The 17,566-nt window shown below is 39.6% G+C and carries 14 protein-coding genes and 1 tRNA gene; 12 read left to right on the top strand and 3 right to left on the bottom strand.

Features of this window, described 5'->3' with window-relative positions; translation table 11 throughout:
• Positions 1-38: 38 nt before the first annotated feature.
• Positions 39-115, bottom strand: a tRNA-Arg gene (locus BM241_RS04855).
• A 170-nt stretch (positions 116-285) separates the two neighbouring features.
• Between BM241_RS04855 and BM241_RS04850 the strand changes: the two genes are divergently transcribed.
• Positions 286-1,080, top strand: coding sequence for an alpha/beta hydrolase (locus BM241_RS04850; protein ID WP_092282174.1), 795 nt, complete (start codon positions 286-288; stop codon positions 1,078-1,080).
• A 60-nt stretch (positions 1,081-1,140) separates the two neighbouring features.
• Here BM241_RS04850 and BM241_RS04845 read toward each other — a convergent pair whose 3' ends face one another.
• Together BM241_RS04845 and BM241_RS04840 are read right to left on the bottom strand one after the other, a co-directional pair.
• Entirely contained in the window at positions 1,141-1,389 is a 249-nt protein-coding gene (locus BM241_RS04845) for a spore coat protein (RefSeq protein ID WP_092282173.1), read from the bottom strand.
• A 13-nt stretch (positions 1,390-1,402) separates the two neighbouring features.
• Positions 1,403-1,606 (bottom strand): hypothetical protein, encoded by a 204-nt coding sequence (locus BM241_RS04840; RefSeq protein ID WP_177206097.1) that lies wholly within the window; start codon positions 1,604-1,606, stop codon positions 1,403-1,405.
• Between the two features lie 134 nt (positions 1,607-1,740).
• Between BM241_RS04840 and BM241_RS04835 the strand changes: the two genes are divergently transcribed.
• The 11 genes from BM241_RS04835 to BM241_RS04785 all read left to right on the top strand — a co-directional run bounded on the left by BM241_RS04835 (position 1,741) and on the right by BM241_RS04785 (position 17,314).
• On the top strand, positions 1,741-3,039 hold the full coding sequence (locus tag BM241_RS04835) for a serpin family protein (RefSeq protein WP_092282171.1): 1,299 nt from the start codon (positions 1,741-1,743) through the stop codon (positions 3,037-3,039).
• Positions 3,040-3,630: 591 nt separating this feature from the next.
• On the top strand, positions 3,631-5,832 hold the full coding sequence (locus BM241_RS04830) for a glycoside hydrolase family 3 C-terminal domain-containing protein (RefSeq protein ID WP_051456403.1): 2,202 nt from the start codon (positions 3,631-3,633) through the stop codon (positions 5,830-5,832).
• A gap of 243 nt (positions 5,833-6,075) precedes the next feature.
• A complete protein-coding gene (locus tag BM241_RS04825) occupies positions 6,076-7,035 on the top strand; it encodes an ABC transporter permease (protein WP_025748520.1) in 960 nt (319 codons plus the stop codon).
• 16 nt (positions 7,036-7,051) lie between these two features.
• Complete coding sequence (locus tag BM241_RS04820; protein WP_025748519.1) at positions 7,052-7,924, top strand: carbohydrate ABC transporter permease; 873 nt, start codon at positions 7,052-7,054, stop codon at positions 7,922-7,924.
• A 20-nt stretch (positions 7,925-7,944) separates the two neighbouring features.
• A complete protein-coding gene (locus BM241_RS04815; RefSeq protein WP_025748518.1) occupies positions 7,945-9,507 on the top strand; it encodes an extracellular solute-binding protein in 1,563 nt (520 codons plus the stop codon).
• A gap of 79 nt (positions 9,508-9,586) precedes the next feature.
• Positions 9,587-10,852, top strand: a complete 1,266-nt coding sequence (locus BM241_RS04810; protein WP_025748517.1) for an FAD-dependent oxidoreductase — start codon at positions 9,587-9,589, stop codon at positions 10,850-10,852.
• A gap of 455 nt (positions 10,853-11,307) precedes the next feature.
• Positions 11,308-13,575, top strand: coding sequence for a helix-turn-helix domain-containing protein (locus tag BM241_RS04805; protein WP_092282170.1), 2,268 nt, complete (start codon positions 11,308-11,310; stop codon positions 13,573-13,575).
• Positions 13,576-13,761: 186 nt separating this feature from the next.
• Positions 13,762-14,754 (top strand): glycoside hydrolase family 130 protein, encoded by a 993-nt coding sequence (locus tag BM241_RS04800; protein ID WP_025748515.1) that lies wholly within the window; start codon positions 13,762-13,764, stop codon positions 14,752-14,754.
• Between the two features lie 217 nt (positions 14,755-14,971).
• Positions 14,972-16,132: a homocysteine biosynthesis protein gene (locus BM241_RS04795; RefSeq protein WP_092282169.1), complete on the top strand. Its 1,161-nt coding sequence runs from the start codon at positions 14,972-14,974 to the stop codon at positions 16,130-16,132.
• Positions 16,133-16,552: an NIL domain-containing protein gene (locus tag BM241_RS04790; protein WP_242948252.1), complete on the top strand. Its 420-nt coding sequence runs from the start codon at positions 16,133-16,135 to the stop codon at positions 16,550-16,552. It abuts the gene before it with no gap.
• Between the two features lie 39 nt (positions 16,553-16,591).
• A complete protein-coding gene (locus BM241_RS04785) occupies positions 16,592-17,314 on the top strand; it encodes a UPF0280 family protein (RefSeq protein WP_025748512.1) in 723 nt (240 codons plus the stop codon).
• Positions 17,315-17,566 lie beyond the last annotated feature (252 nt).

The raw sequence follows: 17,566 nt of genomic DNA, 5'->3' as shown, positions 1-17,566 counted from the left end.
AAATTAAAACCCTGTAACACTTGATGTTACAGGGTTTCTGGCGTGCCCGGAGGGACTCGAACCCCCGACCTTCTGATTCGTAGTCAGACACTCTATCCAGCTGAGCTACGGGCACATCTTAGCGTAATTCATTTTAAACTATTTGTCTTGAGATGTCAACCATAAATCTCAAATTTTTGTTGTGAGCTTGTTATATATTTAAAATGAACGCTCCGAAATCATGATCATAAGCAATTTGTGTTATAATCTAATTTATCAAAATAGATTAAGTGAGAGGATTGGTTTATGGAAGAAATATTGCTTTGGCCTAACGGTGCGTCGGGGGCAAAAGGTGACACAAAAGAAGACACGCCGAGTATTGTACCTTACATCGTTAACAGTGGTGATGCCCGTGGTGCAATTATTATATGTCCTGGTGGTGGATACGTTAGGAGAGCTTGCCATGAAGGTGAACCTGTAGCATTATGGTTAAATAGTATTGGGATTTCGGCTTTTGTGCTTAATTATCGTGTTGCTCCCTCCTATAGATATCCGTATCCTTTCATGGACGTGCAGCGGGCAATACGTTATGTACGTTATCATGCGGCCGATTGGAATATTGAGCCCAATCATATTGGCGTAATGGGTTTTTCAGCAGGAGGGCATTTGGCATCTACTGTAGGGACTCATTTTGATGATGGACGTGCTGATGCTGAAGATCCAATTGATAGAATGAGCTGTCGGCCTGATGCTATGATATTGTGCTACCCTGTTATAACTTTTGGGGAATACCGCCATCATGGTTCTATGATAAACCTGATAGGGGAAAATCCATCCGATGAGCTGATAAAACTTTTGTCCAATGAGCTTCATGTAACGCCGGATACACCTCCTACATTTTTGTGGCATACCGCTGATGATCAAGCGGTTCCGGTGCAAAACAGCTTACTGTTTGCTGAAGCGTTGAGGCGGTGTGGTGTACCATTTGAATTGCACATATATCCTCACGGTCGACATGGCTTGGGGTTGGCGTTGGGAGAACCATCTGTAAGCAGCTGGACAGAGCTTTGTGCTCGTTGGCTTAAGAATTTAGGTTTTTAACTTGATACATTAAATTTGGGGAGGGCTTCAACCCTCCCCGGCTAACTTTTATATGCCTGGTTAACTCATCATAAATTGCGAGCGCATTTCTTGTATGTCAGCAGGGCTGGCCTGTTTTGCTGGTTGATAATATCCCTTTTGTTTAGCTACATTGAAAAGGTCGTACTGAAAGGTTTCACAGTTGTTTCTAAGTTGCTGAACCATTTGCCTGAACTGAGGATTTTCGGCTTCGGCAATTATATTGGCATAGGTGGTTATGCTGCTTTTGAGCATAGAAAGCACGTCATTGACCATATCTTTTTCTCTCATAGGTAAACCTCCTTTAGCTTAGTAATGACATTAACTGTTGTTTGGCTTTTTGGGCATCCTGAGCCGATTTTTGGAACATTTGTCTGATTTGTGGGTCATCAGCCTGCTGAGCATACATCTGTAACTTCTGGTATGCCGTTTCATGGGCACCTATTAGATGCCTCAAGTTTTGAAGCTCTAGTTGATTAAGCTGTGCCACATACAACACTCCTTTCATGAATTTGCTAGTTATAGTATCCTCGACTGGATTATTAATTATTCGTCATTCAAAAAAGGGAAAAATAATGCAACTTTTTAAGTTATGCTATCGTCTATTACATCGAACAGAAAACGATATAAGGAGGGAAAGCGATGAAAGATTTTACCAAATTCTTTATGTATATATTATTGGTTACAGTGATGCTCATGGCGGTTTCCTGCAGTTCAATTGGAAGATATTTTGGCGATTCCGGGCTGTTTGGCGGAGCTTCCATTGGGAGTTCACAATTGCTGCCTCCTGCCAAAGAGGTGGATAGCAGGTTGGTGGAAGCCAACACCAGGTTTGCATTTAAACTATTCAAGCAGCTCATTGAGCAGCAGCCTGGCGAAAACGTGTTCATTTCTCCTGCAAGTATTGCTATGGCGCTGGCAATGGCATACAACGGAGCGGATGGAGAAACAAAGAATGCCATGGCAGAGGTTTTGGAAGTACAGGGAATCGATATAGAGGATTTCAATAAGGCTTATGCAGACCTTAAAACCATTCTTCAAAACCCGGATCCTGACATTCAAGTGGTTATAGCCAATTCGCTATGGGCACGCAAGGGAATGTCTTTCTATGATGAGTTTCTAGACATAAACAGGAAGTTCTACGGTGCCGAGGTACAGGAGCTGGACTTTGATTCACCTAATGCTTCCAAAACTATAAACAACTGGGTGAAGAAGCAGACGAGAGACAAGATCGAGAAGATCGTTGGGGATACCATATCTCCCGATACCATCATGTTTCTCATAAACGCATTGTATTTCAAAGGGAGCTGGACAAATAAGTTTGACCCCAGTCTTACGCGAGAAGAGCCGTTTTCCCTGGACGATGGTACTCAAAAGGCTCACCCAATAATGTTCCAAACAGGGAAAGAATATCCCTATTACAAGGGGGAAAACTTCCAGGCTGTAAGCCTCACGTACGGCAATGGACGGGTAAGTATGGTGGTATTTTTGCCCGATGAGGGCGTTGACCTAAATGAGTTTTGCAGCGGCATAACCTTTGAAAAATGGGAGGAGTGGATGAGCTCACTCTCTAACACTCAGGGCGAAGTTGGACTGCCGAAATTTAAACTGGAGTATGAGGTTGAGCTCAACGAGGCATTAAAGGCTTTGGGCATGGAAGTGGCATTTGATGCTGAGAAAGCCAACTTCAGCAAGATGCATCCCATTGCGCCAGGAGCCAATGTGTATATAAGCAGCGTAAAGCACAAGACTTTTGTAGAGACCAATGAGCAAGGCACCGAAGCATCAGGAGCAACTTCGGTAGAGGTGGGGATAACGTCTTTGCCCGTCGATAACTTTAGCATGATAGTGAATCGTCCATTCTTCTTTGTAATACGCGATAATGAGACGGGGAGCTTGCTGTTCATGGGTGTCATCGTTGACCCGGTGTATGAGAAATAAAGCGTCATGTAAGATTTATGTTTATAAGATCAGCGATGGGCTCATTGGTTGTTATGGGAAACGGTGTGGTATTTGATCGTTCTATTATCAACAAATACGCAAGAAGACTCCATCTTCTACAAGATGGAGATGAATTGCTAAAAATGTGATATAATATTCCTTGGGTGATAGATAATGTACAAAACTCAGAAAAATTTTAAGGAAAGTAGCTGGCGAGTCTGCTGTGGAGCGGATAGTCAGTAGTGGGTGTGTGAACCACCCTGTGAGAATAAGGGTAGCTTAGACTACCAAACTTCTCATGAAGCCACCACCTCTATAGGTGGTTGGTAGTTCACAGGTGCCCTGCTTTAAATAACCGGTTTAAGGTGTTATGATTATACAGCAGGGCGCTTTTTATTGTTTTACCTAAGATGCATAATTTTCAAAAAAGAAATAAAATTAAGCAGAACAAATACTAAAAGTGTGGTAAAATATTTTTGAGCTTTAAACTAAGCTTTTTCTACATTATCTGTTATTGCGAATATCAGGAATAACAATATTAAAACATTGTAACCGATTCGTATTACGTCTTGTGATGAGGAGGGTTTGAAAATGAGCGATAATGCAAAACAAAACGAAAATGGCGGTATTCCAATCTACCTTGATCCGGATCAGCCTTTAGAAAAAAGGGTGGATGACCTGGTTTCGCGCCTCACGCTTGAGGAAAAAGTCTCGCAGATGATATATGCTTCATCCGCCATACCGCGCCTGGGCATCCCCGAATATAACTGGTGGAATGAATGTCTTCATGGCGTGGCCAGAGCAGGAATTGCCACCGTATTTCCACAGGCCATAGGGATGGCTGCTTCGTTTAACGATAAGCTTCTGTACAGGGTTGCGTGTGCCATATCTGATGAGGCTAGGGCCAAGCACCACGAGTTCGTGCGCCAGGGCGACAGGGGGATTTACAAAGGGTTGACATTTTGGTCTCCTAATATAAACATATTTCGCGACCCCAGGTGGGGAAGGGGTCAGGAAACCTACGGCGAGGATCCTTATTTGACCGGCCGAATGGGCGTGGCATTTGTAAAGGGTATACAGGGTGATCATCCTAAATATTTGAAGGCGATAGCCACACCCAAGCATTATGCGGTACATAGTGGTCCTGAACCTCTACGCCACTCCTTTGATGCCAGAGTCAGTCAGAAAGATTTGAGGGAGACATATTTGCCGGCGTTTAAGGAATGCGTAAAGGAAGGCAAGGCAGCATCCATAATGGGCGCGTATAATCGTACCAATGGAGAGCCATGTTGTGCCAGCCCGACGCTGCTTCAAAAGATTTTAAGGGATGAGTGGGGGTTTGACGGCTACGTTGTGTCTGACTGCGGAGCCATCTACGATATTCATGCTCACCACAAGGTGACCAATACTCCAGAGGAATCGGCGGCACTGGCTGTTAATGCCGGCTGTGACCTCAACTGCGGCAGGGTATTTGAAAGCTTGGTCAATGCGGTAAAGCAGGGACTTGTATCCGAAGAGACAATCGATAGAGCTGTGAAGCGACTCTTTAAAGCCAGATTTAAGCTTGGGATGTTTGACCCGCCGGAGAGGGTTCCCTATGCCCAGATACCCTATGAAGTGAATGATTGTGAGGAACACCGCAGGCTGGCTCTAGAAATGGCAAGAGAGTCGATGGTATTGCTCAAGAATGAAGGCGGACTGCTCCCGCTTAGGAAGGATTTGAAAGCGATTGCGGTAATTGGTCCCAATGCTGACAACAAGAAGGTGTTGCTGGGCAATTACAACGGTACGCCTTCTAAATATGTGACCGCTCTGGAGGGTATACGTGCGAAGGTTTCGCCTCAAACGAAAGTATATTACGCTGAAGGATGTGATCTTACCAGTACGCAGTCTAGTTACTGGGGACAGGAGGCTACTGCAGGTTTTGCGGAAGCTTTGGCTGCCGCTCAGAGGGCAGACGTGGTCATAATGTGCTTGGGGCTGTCGCCCGAGTTGGAAGGCGAGGAAGGGGATGCGGCGAGGTCCACAGCTGGAGGAGATAAAACCAGCCTGGATCTTCCTGGTATGCAGGAAGAGCTATTGAAGGCTGTATGTGCTACCGGCAAACCAGTTGTACTGGTGCTTTTCAGCGGTAGCCCAGTGTCCATAAACTGGGCACAGGAGAATGTGCCGGCTATATTGCAGGCCTGGTATCCGGGAGAAGAGGGTGGAACGGCAATTGCAGATGTACTTTTTGGTGATTACAATCCTGGTGGGAGGCTTCCGGTTACTTTTGTTAAATCCCTGGATCAGGTGCCGCCATTTACCGATTACAGCATGAAGGGCAGGACCTATAGATACATGGAGGATGAGCCATTGTACCCATTTGGGTATGGATTGAGCTACACAACTTTTGAATACAGTAACTTGAAGTTGAGTGCAGAAGTTATAGAAGCTGGGCAGTCCATTACTATTTCGGTGGATGTAAAGAATACCGGCAACATGGCTGGAGATGAAGTGGTACAGCTGTATTTAAAAGACTTGGAGGCATCGGTGGATGTGCCCATTCATGAGCTCAAAGGTTTTTCACGAATTAAGCTTCAGCCGGGTGAGACCACAACTGTCACATTCACGTTGACTCCTAGGCAGATGGCGCTTATAGACAACGACGGCAGATGCATCTTGGAGCCGGGCAGGTTTAGGGTCATGGTGGGAGGCAGGCAGCCGGATAAAAGAAGCGAAGCCCTTGCAAAGACCCCCATTCTTGTAGGCGAATTTGAGGTTAGGGGAGAACCTATGGAGCTGGAGTATTAAAAAACGGGTAAATTTTTACCCGTTTTTTAATTTTTTCCAAAATTTTTGCAGGTGTACTTTTGTTTGCTCTGAAGTATTACTGTAGTCAAAAAATAATAATCAAAAATTGATAATTACTAAATATATTTGATAGGATTGCTTATAAAATTGGCAATTCTTTTGTATTTTTAGAAGTAAAATTGTAATTATTGACGTAGCAATGCAAGATACATAAAATAAAAAGCAAAGAAAGGAGGAAATACTTTGTTAAATCATTATGCAGCAGTTAAACAACAGAGAAAGCAACCTAATATAGTTGTAAAGAAGTTTATCGTAACTATAAGTAAATATAAATATTTGTATTTGATGCTCATACCCGGGATTACTTTTTTTATCATATTTCATTATGTACCTATGTATGGTGCCATTATTGCTTTTAAAGAATATAATATAATGCAAGGGATACTAGGGAGTCCATGGGTAGGTTTTAAATACTTTAAACAGGCCTTTGAATCACCATTCTTCGGGCAAATTTTGTGGAATACTTTTATAATTAGCGTTTATAAACTCATATGGGGATTTCCAGCTCCTATAATATTAGCGTTGTTACTCAATGAAGTAAAGAACATGATATTTAGACGAACTATACAAACTATAAGCTATTTACCTCATTTTATATCGTGGGTAGTTATAGGTGGAATGTTTACCGATTTGCTTTCACCTCAAACAGGAGTAGTTAATAATATTATTAAAATGTTTGGCGGTCAGCCTATTTATTTTATGGCTTCTAAAGAATGGTTTAGAACTGTACTTGTGGTATCAAGCATTTGGAAAGAAGTAGGATGGAATTCAATCATATATTTAGCAGCATTATCTAGTATAGATCCACAATTATATGAAGCTTCTCAAATAGATGGAGCTAATCGGTGGCAACAAACTTGGTATATAACTTTGCCTGGTATTATGAGTACTATAGCAATTTTACTCATTTTAAGGTTAGGGAATATTTTAAATGCTGGGTTTGAACAAATATTTATAATGTATAATCCGTCAGTATATGAGGTAGCTGATATAATAGATACATGGGTATACAGAACTGGGATACAAGGTATGAGATATAGTTTGGCTACTGCAGTTGGCCTTTTCAAATCAGTGGTAGGATTTATATTGGTAGTTACATCTAATTGGATTGCGAAAAGAATGGGTGAATCGGGTATATGGTAAAGTTGGAGGTGATAGGGTGATAAAACAGACTACGGAAGAAAAAATTTGGGAAATAGTTATCTATTTTATTTTAATAGTTATAGCAATTGTAACGTTGTTCCCATTTCTGTATGTTCTTTTAGTATCAGTCACTCCAACAGTAGAGTTACCCAATGTAAGTAAAAATATACTTTATTTTCCTAAACAGGTGGATTTTACTGCATATAATCAAATTTTTCAGACTGACACCATACCACAAGGCTTTAAAATCAGTTTATTTATAACTGTTGTAGGTACGCTGTTGAGCTTGTTAATAACTGTGCTGACAGCTTACCCATTATCACGCAAAAATTTGCCTGGTAGAGAAGTTTTATTATTTATGATAGTGTTTACTATGTTATTCAATGGCGGCCTCATTCCTACATATTTGGTGGTAAAGAGTTTACGCCTTATCGATAAAATATGGGCATTGATAATACCGAGTTTGGTTAGTGCTTTTAATCTTATAATAATCAAAAATTACTTTCTTACCATTCCAGATAGTTTAGAAGAGTCGGTTAAGTTGGATGGTGCTAATGATTTTGTCATACTATTTAAAATAATGCTACCGTTATCGGCTCCTATGTTGGCCACTATAGCATTATTTTACGCGGTCGGTTATTGGAATTCTTTTTTCAATGCTATACTGTATATTAACAATACAAGATTGTATCCATTGCAAGTTGTCCTTAGACGAATATTATTTAGTGCAACTGGAGATCTAATTTTGGATATAGAAACTCACAAAGCGTCTATGTTGGCTGTACGTATGGCTGTGATAGCCGTTACTACTATACCCATATTAATGGTATATCCCTTTTTACAAAAGTATTTTACCCAGGGCATTCTTCTGGGTTCAATAAAAGAATAGAAAAGAAGGAGGTATATTTTATGAGGAAAAATTATAAATTATTTTTGGTTTTATTGGTTGTAAGCTTTGTCTTGACGGTATTGGCGGGGTGTGTGAACAGTTCGGATAAACCAGCTCAAGAAACTGTATCTGACGCAAAAAAAGGAGAAACTGATTCAAAAGGGCAAGATAGTTTAGCAGCTCAACAAGAAGAGCCTTATGAATTTGACTGGGTATTTGCATGGATGAGGGAATTGCCACCTGAGAATGATCCCATAAAGCAGGTTATTGAAAAGGATACTAATACCAAGTTTAATCCTGTGATTATACCGCTAAATGAATATGCAGAGAAAGTACAGGTAATGATAGCGGGTGGTGATTATCCTGAACTCATACAGTTTATACCAGGTATGGATTGGAAAACATTAGCAGAACAAGGAGCATTTATACCAATTGATGAACTGTTGCAATATGGACCTAATTTACAAAAAATTATACCTGAAGAAAATTGGAATTTGGTTAAAATGAAGGGTAAAATATGGGGAGTACCACTATTAAATGTGTTAAATCCTAGTCAATTATTTGTACGTCTTGATTGGATAGAAGAGCTGAGATTAGGGGATGGATGGGAAGATAAGCTAGGAGAAGAAAATTTTAAGACTATAGATGATTTTTATAATGTACTAAAAGCTTTCAAGGAACATAAAGGTGCTACATACACGTGCAGTGGTATAGGAGGATTAAGTCCATTATTTGGAGCGTTTGGTGTTATACCTGTAAGCGATTTTTATATAAAGGAAGGAAATGAGGTATTAAGAGTTACACAACATCCTAGGATGAAAGATGCGCTGGCATGGGTTAATAAGCTGTATAAGGAAGGATTAATTGATCCTGAATTTATAACCAATAAACAGGAACAACTAAATAATAAAGCTTTAGAGGGTAAGACAGGTATGTTGTATGATATATGGAATTTACCATTTAGATTGGAAGTTCAACATAATATAAAAGAAATTGATCCAAATGCTAAATGGGTTCGTACAAATCCTCCTAAAGGACCAGAAGGTCACGTATACTTAAGAGGAGATAGCCGTGTTATGGATGGAGTTTTTATGATATCATCTAAAGCCAAGGATCCCAAGCGGCTTATACAGTTCTTAGATTATCTCATTGATGGTAAGGGATATGAGGTTTCACAGTATGGTATAGAAGGTACTCATTTTGTACGCAAGGACGGCAAAATTGAGTTTACTGAAGAAGGCAAAGCCGAATGGGTAGCAGTATATGGAAAAATGCGGCATATATGGGATCCAGATTTTTGGTATGCCAAATATGACAAATATGCTGAAAATCTTGAAGATGCGGCTATGGAAAATCCAGTATTGCCTAATGTAGCTGAAGCCTTTACCCCAGGGCCCATATGGAAGCAGTATGGAGCTGATTTAAATCGCTATGAACAAGAAATGTTACTAAAGTTTATAATTGGAGAGGAACCTCTTGATAAATGGGATGAATATGTTAAGACAGCTAATGAAGTCTATCATGCCCAAGAAATCAGCGAAGAGATCATTGAGGGCTTAAAGGCCGATGGCAGATTAAACTAATTGTTAATAGAGGGGTGGTTTTCTACCATCCCTTTTGTGTATAATAACTGTATAGAACACAGATTAGGAGGGATTTATCATGAAACAATGCTATGATATCATAGTGGCTGGTGGAGGTCTAACTGGTGTAGCTGCTGCAGTTGCTGCTAAACGTTCAGGGGCGGAAAATGTATTGCTGATAGAACGGTATGGCTTTTTAGGCGGTATGGCTACAGCTGGACTTGTGAACCCCTTCATGAGCTATTTTAAAGCTAAACGCCCCTATACGGCGGAAAATCAACTTATATTTGGTATATTTCAAGAGATATTGGAAGAATTAGATAAATTAGGTGGGCTAAAAAATAGAACCGTGTTTGATGCCGAAATTATGAAATTAGTATTGAATCGAATAGTGCAAAAGGCAGGAGTAGAAATATTGCTACATACATTTGTAGAAGGCGTAATCAAAAGCGACGCTAACATTATAGAAAGCGTTCGGGTAGCTAATAAATCTGGTGTGTATGAAATAAAAGGAAAAATATTTATAGATTGTACAGGAGATGCTGATGTAGCCTATATGGCCGGTGTGCCTTGTAGAAAAGGTAGGGATGAAGATGGCTTTGCCCAGCCCATGACCATGTGTTTCAGGGTAGCCAATGTCGATCGCTCGCGAATGCCATCTAGGGATGAGATAAACCGGCTTTATAAAGGTGCTGTTGCTAGAGGGGAAATACATAACCCACGTGAAAATGTATTATTTTTTGATACAATGCAGCCTGATGTGATACATTTCAATACGACACGTATAGTAATGAAAGATGCTACCGATGCAGAGCAATTAACACAAGCTGAATTGGAAGCGAGGGAACAATGCTGGGAGATGTTTTATTTCCTTAAAAAATATGTTCCCGGCTTTGAAAATTCCTATTTTCAGGTATCAGCACCTCAAATTGGGGTACGTGAATCGCGCCGTATAGTTGGGAAATATGTATTAACTCAAGAAGATGTATTGAATGGACGCAAGTTTGAAGATTCCGTGTGCTACTGTGCTTATAATGTTGATATACATAATCCTGCTGGTTCAGGTACGGTAATAAAGTCATTGACAGAAGGTGATTATTATGGTATACCGTATAGATGCCTTTTGCCAATAAATGTAGATAATCTACTGGTAGCCGGTAGGCCTATTTCCAGCACTCATGAAGCCCATTCATCTTTAAGGGTAATGCCTACATGTACGGCTTTAGGACAGGCGGCTGGTACAGCAGCTGCTATGGCTATAAAGGAAGGTATATGGCCTTCTGAGCTGGATGCTCAGAAGTTGATAATGCAATTAAAAGCTGATGGAGCTATACGATTACAATGAGTATATGTAATGGTATTGAATAAAGGTAGATGTATGGGTTAATGTGTACAATATAATATTTGCAATGTTTTGAACTTTTCAGTATAAATTAATTTTTCAGCTTGTATTAACTGAGAGACTAATAGACCAACATGGTTTTAAGCTCTGGACTGGCAATATGCGCTCTGGAGCAATAATATTTTTAAAGTTATGATTTTGCTTCAGAGCGCTATGCATTCTCATGTAGCAATGGATGTAGGAGAACTATCTTGTTATATTACGCAATTAATAAGCTTATACTAGTCTCTATTTTTGCCTGGGCAACATTTTTACAAATTTCGGAATTAAACTACAGATATGCAATAGGCTAAGCCCTGTTGATAGAAATTTTAAAAATCAAATTTACACTATTTGTCATAATGATGAATATGTATTATAATTAAAAATATGAATTCTATAAATTGGAGGAGTATCAAATGGGCAGGGCTTATTACCGTCTGTTCATTTCATTTTTAGTGCTTGTAATTGTGCCCATGCTAGCATTTGGAATTTTTGCTTATAATATTTCTGTTTTATCTATACAACAAGAGGCTATAAAATTCAACAAAACGCTTCTGGACGTATATAAGGAAAAGATAGACGGTATATTAAATGAAATAGATGCTTCTTTTATCCAGAATGGATTGGTTATAGAAACTTTTGATGGGGTAAATTTGCCTTCTTCTACTGGTGATTATCTGGCCCAGAAAAAACTTATGAATATCAATCAATTTGTCACGCATTTGACGGCAAATAGCAGTGTTATAGACGATGTTGTGATATATTATAAACATGATAAAGTTTTTATTACATCTAATGGGCGATTCGATGAAAAAGGCTTTAAGAACGAAGATGTGGCTTTCCAGTTAAAAAATAATAATGCTAATGTATTATGGTTAGGTCCAAGATGGACTAAATCGAAGCGTTCGGGGCGTATTATACCGGTCATATCATATGTGAGACAGTTACCCCTTTTATCAGATTACAAGAAAGCTGCTTTTATAGTTGATATCGATTTATATTCACTGAGTTCAATGATGGAGTACTATGAAAATAATTATGAAAATCAAAGATTATATCTATTAGATTCCAATGGTGGTGTTGTTGCAGCTGCAAACAAGCAGCTCATAGGTAAGGATTTAAGTGTATATTCTTATATCTCTCAGATATTAAGTAAAGAAGAGGGGAATGAATTCAGAGATAATATAAATGGTGAACCCAGCATAATTTCTTTTTTGCCTTCCAGTATACCCGGTTGGAAATATGTTATAGTAACTCCTATACAGTCGTTAATGTCTGGTAGTATGCTTATTAGACGTGGTATAGTGGTTGTGACAATGTTTTTTATTGTAATGGGTATTGTCATTTCGCTTTTAATGAGTAAGCGACTATATAAACCGGTAAAATCTATTATTTTATCTTGGCAAGGCAACAATTATATAAATCGAAAAATCGATGAATATGCAGTTATAAACAATTATCTTTCTACTTTACAGCATCGCAATAAGGATTTAGAAAAACGATGGAAAAATATCTGGCCTGTGGTAAAAGATAAAATATTATTAGATATATTAAAAGGCAGAAACGTCATAGGTAATAATATAGCAGACGATCTTAGTTCTTATGGCATAAACATAAAATTTGATAATTTTGTTACGCTGGCAGCGGAAATTGACGATATGAAGAATATGAGCAATATAGATAAAGAGGTGTTTTTATTTAGTGTAAAAAATGTAGTTGAAGAGATAATTAATACAGAATATAAGGGTTTTGTAACATCTGAGGATTATACGGTAGTTTTTGTGGTGAATCTTCCTCAAGCTGAATATTATTTGGATTATAAGCGTACTGTTAGGTATTTATGCTTTGAGATAATGGATAGCATAAAAAAGTACATGGGATTCACTATAAGTATAGGGGTTAGTCGACTGTATCACAAGACTGATGAGCTAGGTAAATCTTATTTAGAAGCTGTAGAGGCTATAAAGTATCGTTTGCTATACGGAAAACATTCGGTTATCTTTATAGAAGATGTGGAGCCAGCTTCTGAAGGTGTTAATAGTTATCCATATGATAAGGAAAAGGAATTAGTTATGTATATAAAAGCAATGGATGTTAAAAGAGTTAGTATGATATTAGATGATATAGTAACATATCTTAAGAATAAGTCTTGTAATTATATAAGACAATTTTTTATTCAGTTAGTAGGCTATATAATGATATCTATATATGATATGGGGTATACAGAATCAGAATTATTCGAGGGACGTTTTTTGTATGGTGAATTAGATAGTTTGGAAACATTGAAGGATATAAGGCAATGGATGGAATGCTTATGCCGGGATATAATTACTTTTTTAGAGTACAAGCATAAAGAGGAAAGCAAGGATATAGTAATTAAGTGCAAGAATTATATAGATGAACATTTTAGTGATCCAGAAATTAGCTTGAGCGTTGTAGCTGAGAAATTGTACACAAGTGATTCATATTTAAGCAGGGTGTTTAAAGAAGAAGTTGGTATGACCTTTACGGAATATCTTACGTTAAAACGCATAGAGAGAGCAAAACAACTTTTGGAATTTACTGATATGACTATGAAAGAGATAGCTAAAAATATAGGTTTAAGCCTTCAAAGTTTTATGAGGGTGTTTAAGAAGTATGAACAAATGTCTCCTGGACAGTTTAGGGCTATTAAACGTAAATAGATTTTTAGTGGTTCATTGTGTCACCGCCGGTGTATAATTGACTCAGGAGTAACGAATATGTAGATTATTACATTTACCCGTAAAAATGGGACAATTAAAACGGTTATTGAAGTATAGAAAATTATCTATATTTTTTGGGTTTGGGAACGATAAACACAAGTATCTGAAGAGGAGAGTGAAATAAAAATGAGCAATCAATTAACACCGATTTTGAAATCCAGCCCAGTTATAAAACGTTATGAAAACAATCCTATATTGTCGTACAAAGATGTTCCTTATAAAGCTACTCTAATATTTAATGCAGGAGTTACCAAATACCAAGGTAAATATGTTATGGTATTTCGGAATGATTATGGTTCTATTGAGGAACAAAGATTAGAGGGGACAAACTTAGGGCTTGCTTTTAGTGACGACGGTATACATTGGGAAGTAAAGGATAAGCCGTGTTTTGAACTTAAGGATGATGAAATTTTACGTGCGTATGACCCTCGCTTAACAGTAATAGATGGGAAAGTATATATGTGTTTTGCGGTTGATACGAAACATGGAATTAGAGGAGGTATTGCTGTAACTGAAGATTTTGAGAAATTTGATATTCTTAGTATGACGGTTCCAGATAACCGTAATATGGTGTTATTTCCAGAAAAAATTGGTAATAAATATATGAGGTTGGAACGTCCATTTCCAGTCTATGGACGAGGGGGGAAGGATCGTTTTGATATTTGGATTTCTGACTCTCCTGACCTGGTGTACTGGGGAAATTCAAAGTTGTTGTTAGGGGTTGAAAATGTACCCTATGCTAACGATAAAATAGGGCCTGGTGCGCCACCTGTTAAGACGCCAGAAGGTTGGCTTGTAATCTTCCATGCGGTAGATATAGATCCAAATAGAGGGAAAAATGGTTGGGAACCTTTCTGGAAGAAGAGGTATTGTGCAGGGATAATGCTTTTGGACCTAGAGGATCCTTCTAAGGTAATTGGAGTTTACAAAGAACCTTTGATGGCACCTGAAGCTGATTATGAAGTTGAGGGAGGGTTTAGGAATCACGTTATATTTCCAGGAGGAATGATTCTGGAAGATGACGGAGAAGTCAAGATTTATTACGGTGCGGCTGACACTGTGGAGTGTCTTGCGACAGCTTATGTTGACGATTTAATAAGGCTGTGTAAAGGTGTTTAAATGTAGGTAATGATACAATGTAAGTTATTTACATAGAAAATTTTGGTTATGACAAACTATTGGATTAAAAAATTATAAAAATTTCTGTTAAAAAGTATGGTACAAAAGTTAAAGATATTGTACAATAGTATGTAATATTTATCAGGTTGATTTTTTATCCAGCACAAGTGTACTTAAAAAATATATGTGTTGTAAGATGTAAGGGGAGGGAGAAGGAATGGCTAAGACTTTTGACGAGATTAACGAGAAAATAAAAGATGGTAAAGTGGTTGTGCTGACTGCCGAAGAGTTCAAAGACCTGGTCGAAGAAAAGGGAGTTGCTCAGGCGGCAAAAGAGGTGGACGTGGTTACGACAGGGACTTTCAGCCCTATGTGCTCCAGCGGAGCTTTCATCAATTTTGGCCATTCAGACCCCCCTATCCGTATGAATAGGATATGGCTCAATGATGTGCCAGCCTATGGGGGATTGGCTGCAGTAGACACATATATAGGCGCTACCGAGCTGTCTGAGACGCAAGGTTTTGAATACGGTGGAGCGCATGTGATTCAGGATTTAATAGATGGAAAGAAGATCAAGCTGCGCGCAGAGTCGTATGGAACGGACTGTTATCCAAGGAAAGAGATAACCACGTACATTACCTTAGATGACTTGAACCAGGCGTATTTATTCAATCCCAGGAACGCGTATCAAAATTACAATGCTGCTACCAACTCATCGGATAGAATACTTTACACCTATATGGGTACCCTTCTGCCTCAATATGGGAATGTGACCTATTGTACATCGGGGGAGCTGAGCCCGTTGCTCAACGATCCCGAGCTCAGGACTATAGGTATTGGGACCAGGATATTCATCGGCGGTGCTCAGGGTTATGTTGCGTGGGAAGGTACGCAGTTTGTGAGAAATAAAGAAGTAATTAGGGATGGAGTTATTCAGTATTCAGGAGCCACCCTCGCGGTTGTAGGGGATATGAAGCAGATGAGCAGTCGGTTCATAAGGGCGGCCAGCTATGAAAAATACGGTACTACTCTGTTTGTGGGGATCGGCATTCCCATTCCGGTTTTGGATGAGGATATGGCTAAATTTTTAGCGGTACGCAATCGTGACATTTATACGCAGGTTGTAGACTACAGCGTGCCCAGCCGTTCGAGACCTGTGCTGCGCAAAGTTAGCTATGAAGAGCTGCGAAGTGGTACAATTGAGCTCAACGGTAAGAAAGTACCTACAGCACCGCTATCCAGCCTGAGAAAGGCGCGGGAGATTGCGCAGGTACTCAAGGAAATGATATTAAAAGGCGAGTTTTTACTGCAGGAACCTATACAGAAACTGCCTGAAGACCGGCGCTTTAACCCTTTGAAGGAAAGGGAGGTGAAGTAAGTGCAGTTGCAGAAGATAAAGCTGTTTATGTATTTTCCTCCTGAGAAGACCGACAAGCCCATAACCTATCGCCTGGTCAAGGATTATGACCTCATGTTCAATATCCTGCAGGCTCAGATCCAGCCCAACAAAAAAGGAAGGCTGATGGCTGAGCTTGAAGGTACTGCGGAAAACATAGAAAAGGGATTGCAGTATTTAAAGGAGCAGGGGGTACAATACAGGATATTCAACAAGAATATAATTTGGCATGAGGAGAAATGCGTTCACTGTGGTGCCTGCACCGCTGTCTGCCCGTCCAGGGCTTTGAGCATGGATAGAAATGAGTGGAAGCTGACCTTTGACCACAGCAAATGCCTGATATGCGAGCTGTGCGTCAAAACCTGTCCTCTAAATGCCATGGATGTGAATATTTTTCTGTAAAATATTTGTTTCGTATGTTTTTTAAATAGAAGTGGTGTTATGGCAGAAAAAAGGTTTTATAGAGAGTTATACAGGGCAAAGGATTTGGTGTATTTCAATGTAAAGGTGGAACAGACCGATCTGGATATCGGTGCACATTCAATGCTGCGTCAGGAGGCCCTACAGCTGGTCAAAAAATACAGAAAGGATATTGAAGATTACATCAGGAAAGATAGCAGGTTTTTAACCTCGCTGGTGCCAATTAAATGTTTGCCGGATGCACCGGCGATAGTGCGACGGATGTGCGATGCTGCGCAAAGGGCCGGCGTAGGGCCTATGGCAGCGGTTGCGGGTGCCATAAGCGAATTTGTCGGGATGGAACTATTGCAATACTCGCCCGAGGTGATTGTGGAAAACGGTGGGGATATCTTTCTCAAGAGCTTCCGCGAAAGGGTCATAGCCATATTTGCGGGCGCTTCTCCTTTGAGTCAAAAGATTGGGCTTAAAATCTCTGCGGAAGACACGCCAATAGGGGTTTGCACCTCATCGGGCAAGATAGGGCATTCGTTGAGCTTTGGCAGGGCCGATGCAGTGGTCATATTGTCCCATGATACTGCGCTGGCCGATGCAGCCGCTACCGCTGTGGGGAATGTTGTGAAGACTCCGGATGATATTGAAAAGGGTGTTCATCTTGCCAGGCGGATTCAAGGGGTTTTGGGTGTGGTAATTGTTGTAGATGACAAGATGGGTGCATGGGGAAAAGTGCGGTTGGTAAAGCTGTGAAGGACGAATAAAACAGGTGTTTTCCAGGTGCTTTCTTCGGTGTGGAATTTTCAATAGATCGGCAATTTCTATAGCGGGGTTATACCATAAAAATCATTGGGTAGTATAAAAAGCCAGGCTTTTGTTCAAAATAGTGTCTGAGATTTAAAAATATTGTTGTCAATAGTCTGTGAAAATGTCACCTCAAAAAGGATAATTTTATTCAGTAAAAATGTCAACTATGGGTTTTAAAAAATATTACAGAGATAATTT

It is taken from the genome of Caldicoprobacter faecalis (genome assembly GCF_900115765.1).
Lineage (GTDB): Bacteria > Bacillota > Clostridia > Caldicoprobacterales > Caldicoprobacteraceae > Caldicoprobacter > Caldicoprobacter oshimai.
This window is presented reverse-complemented; position numbering and strand designations above follow the sequence as displayed.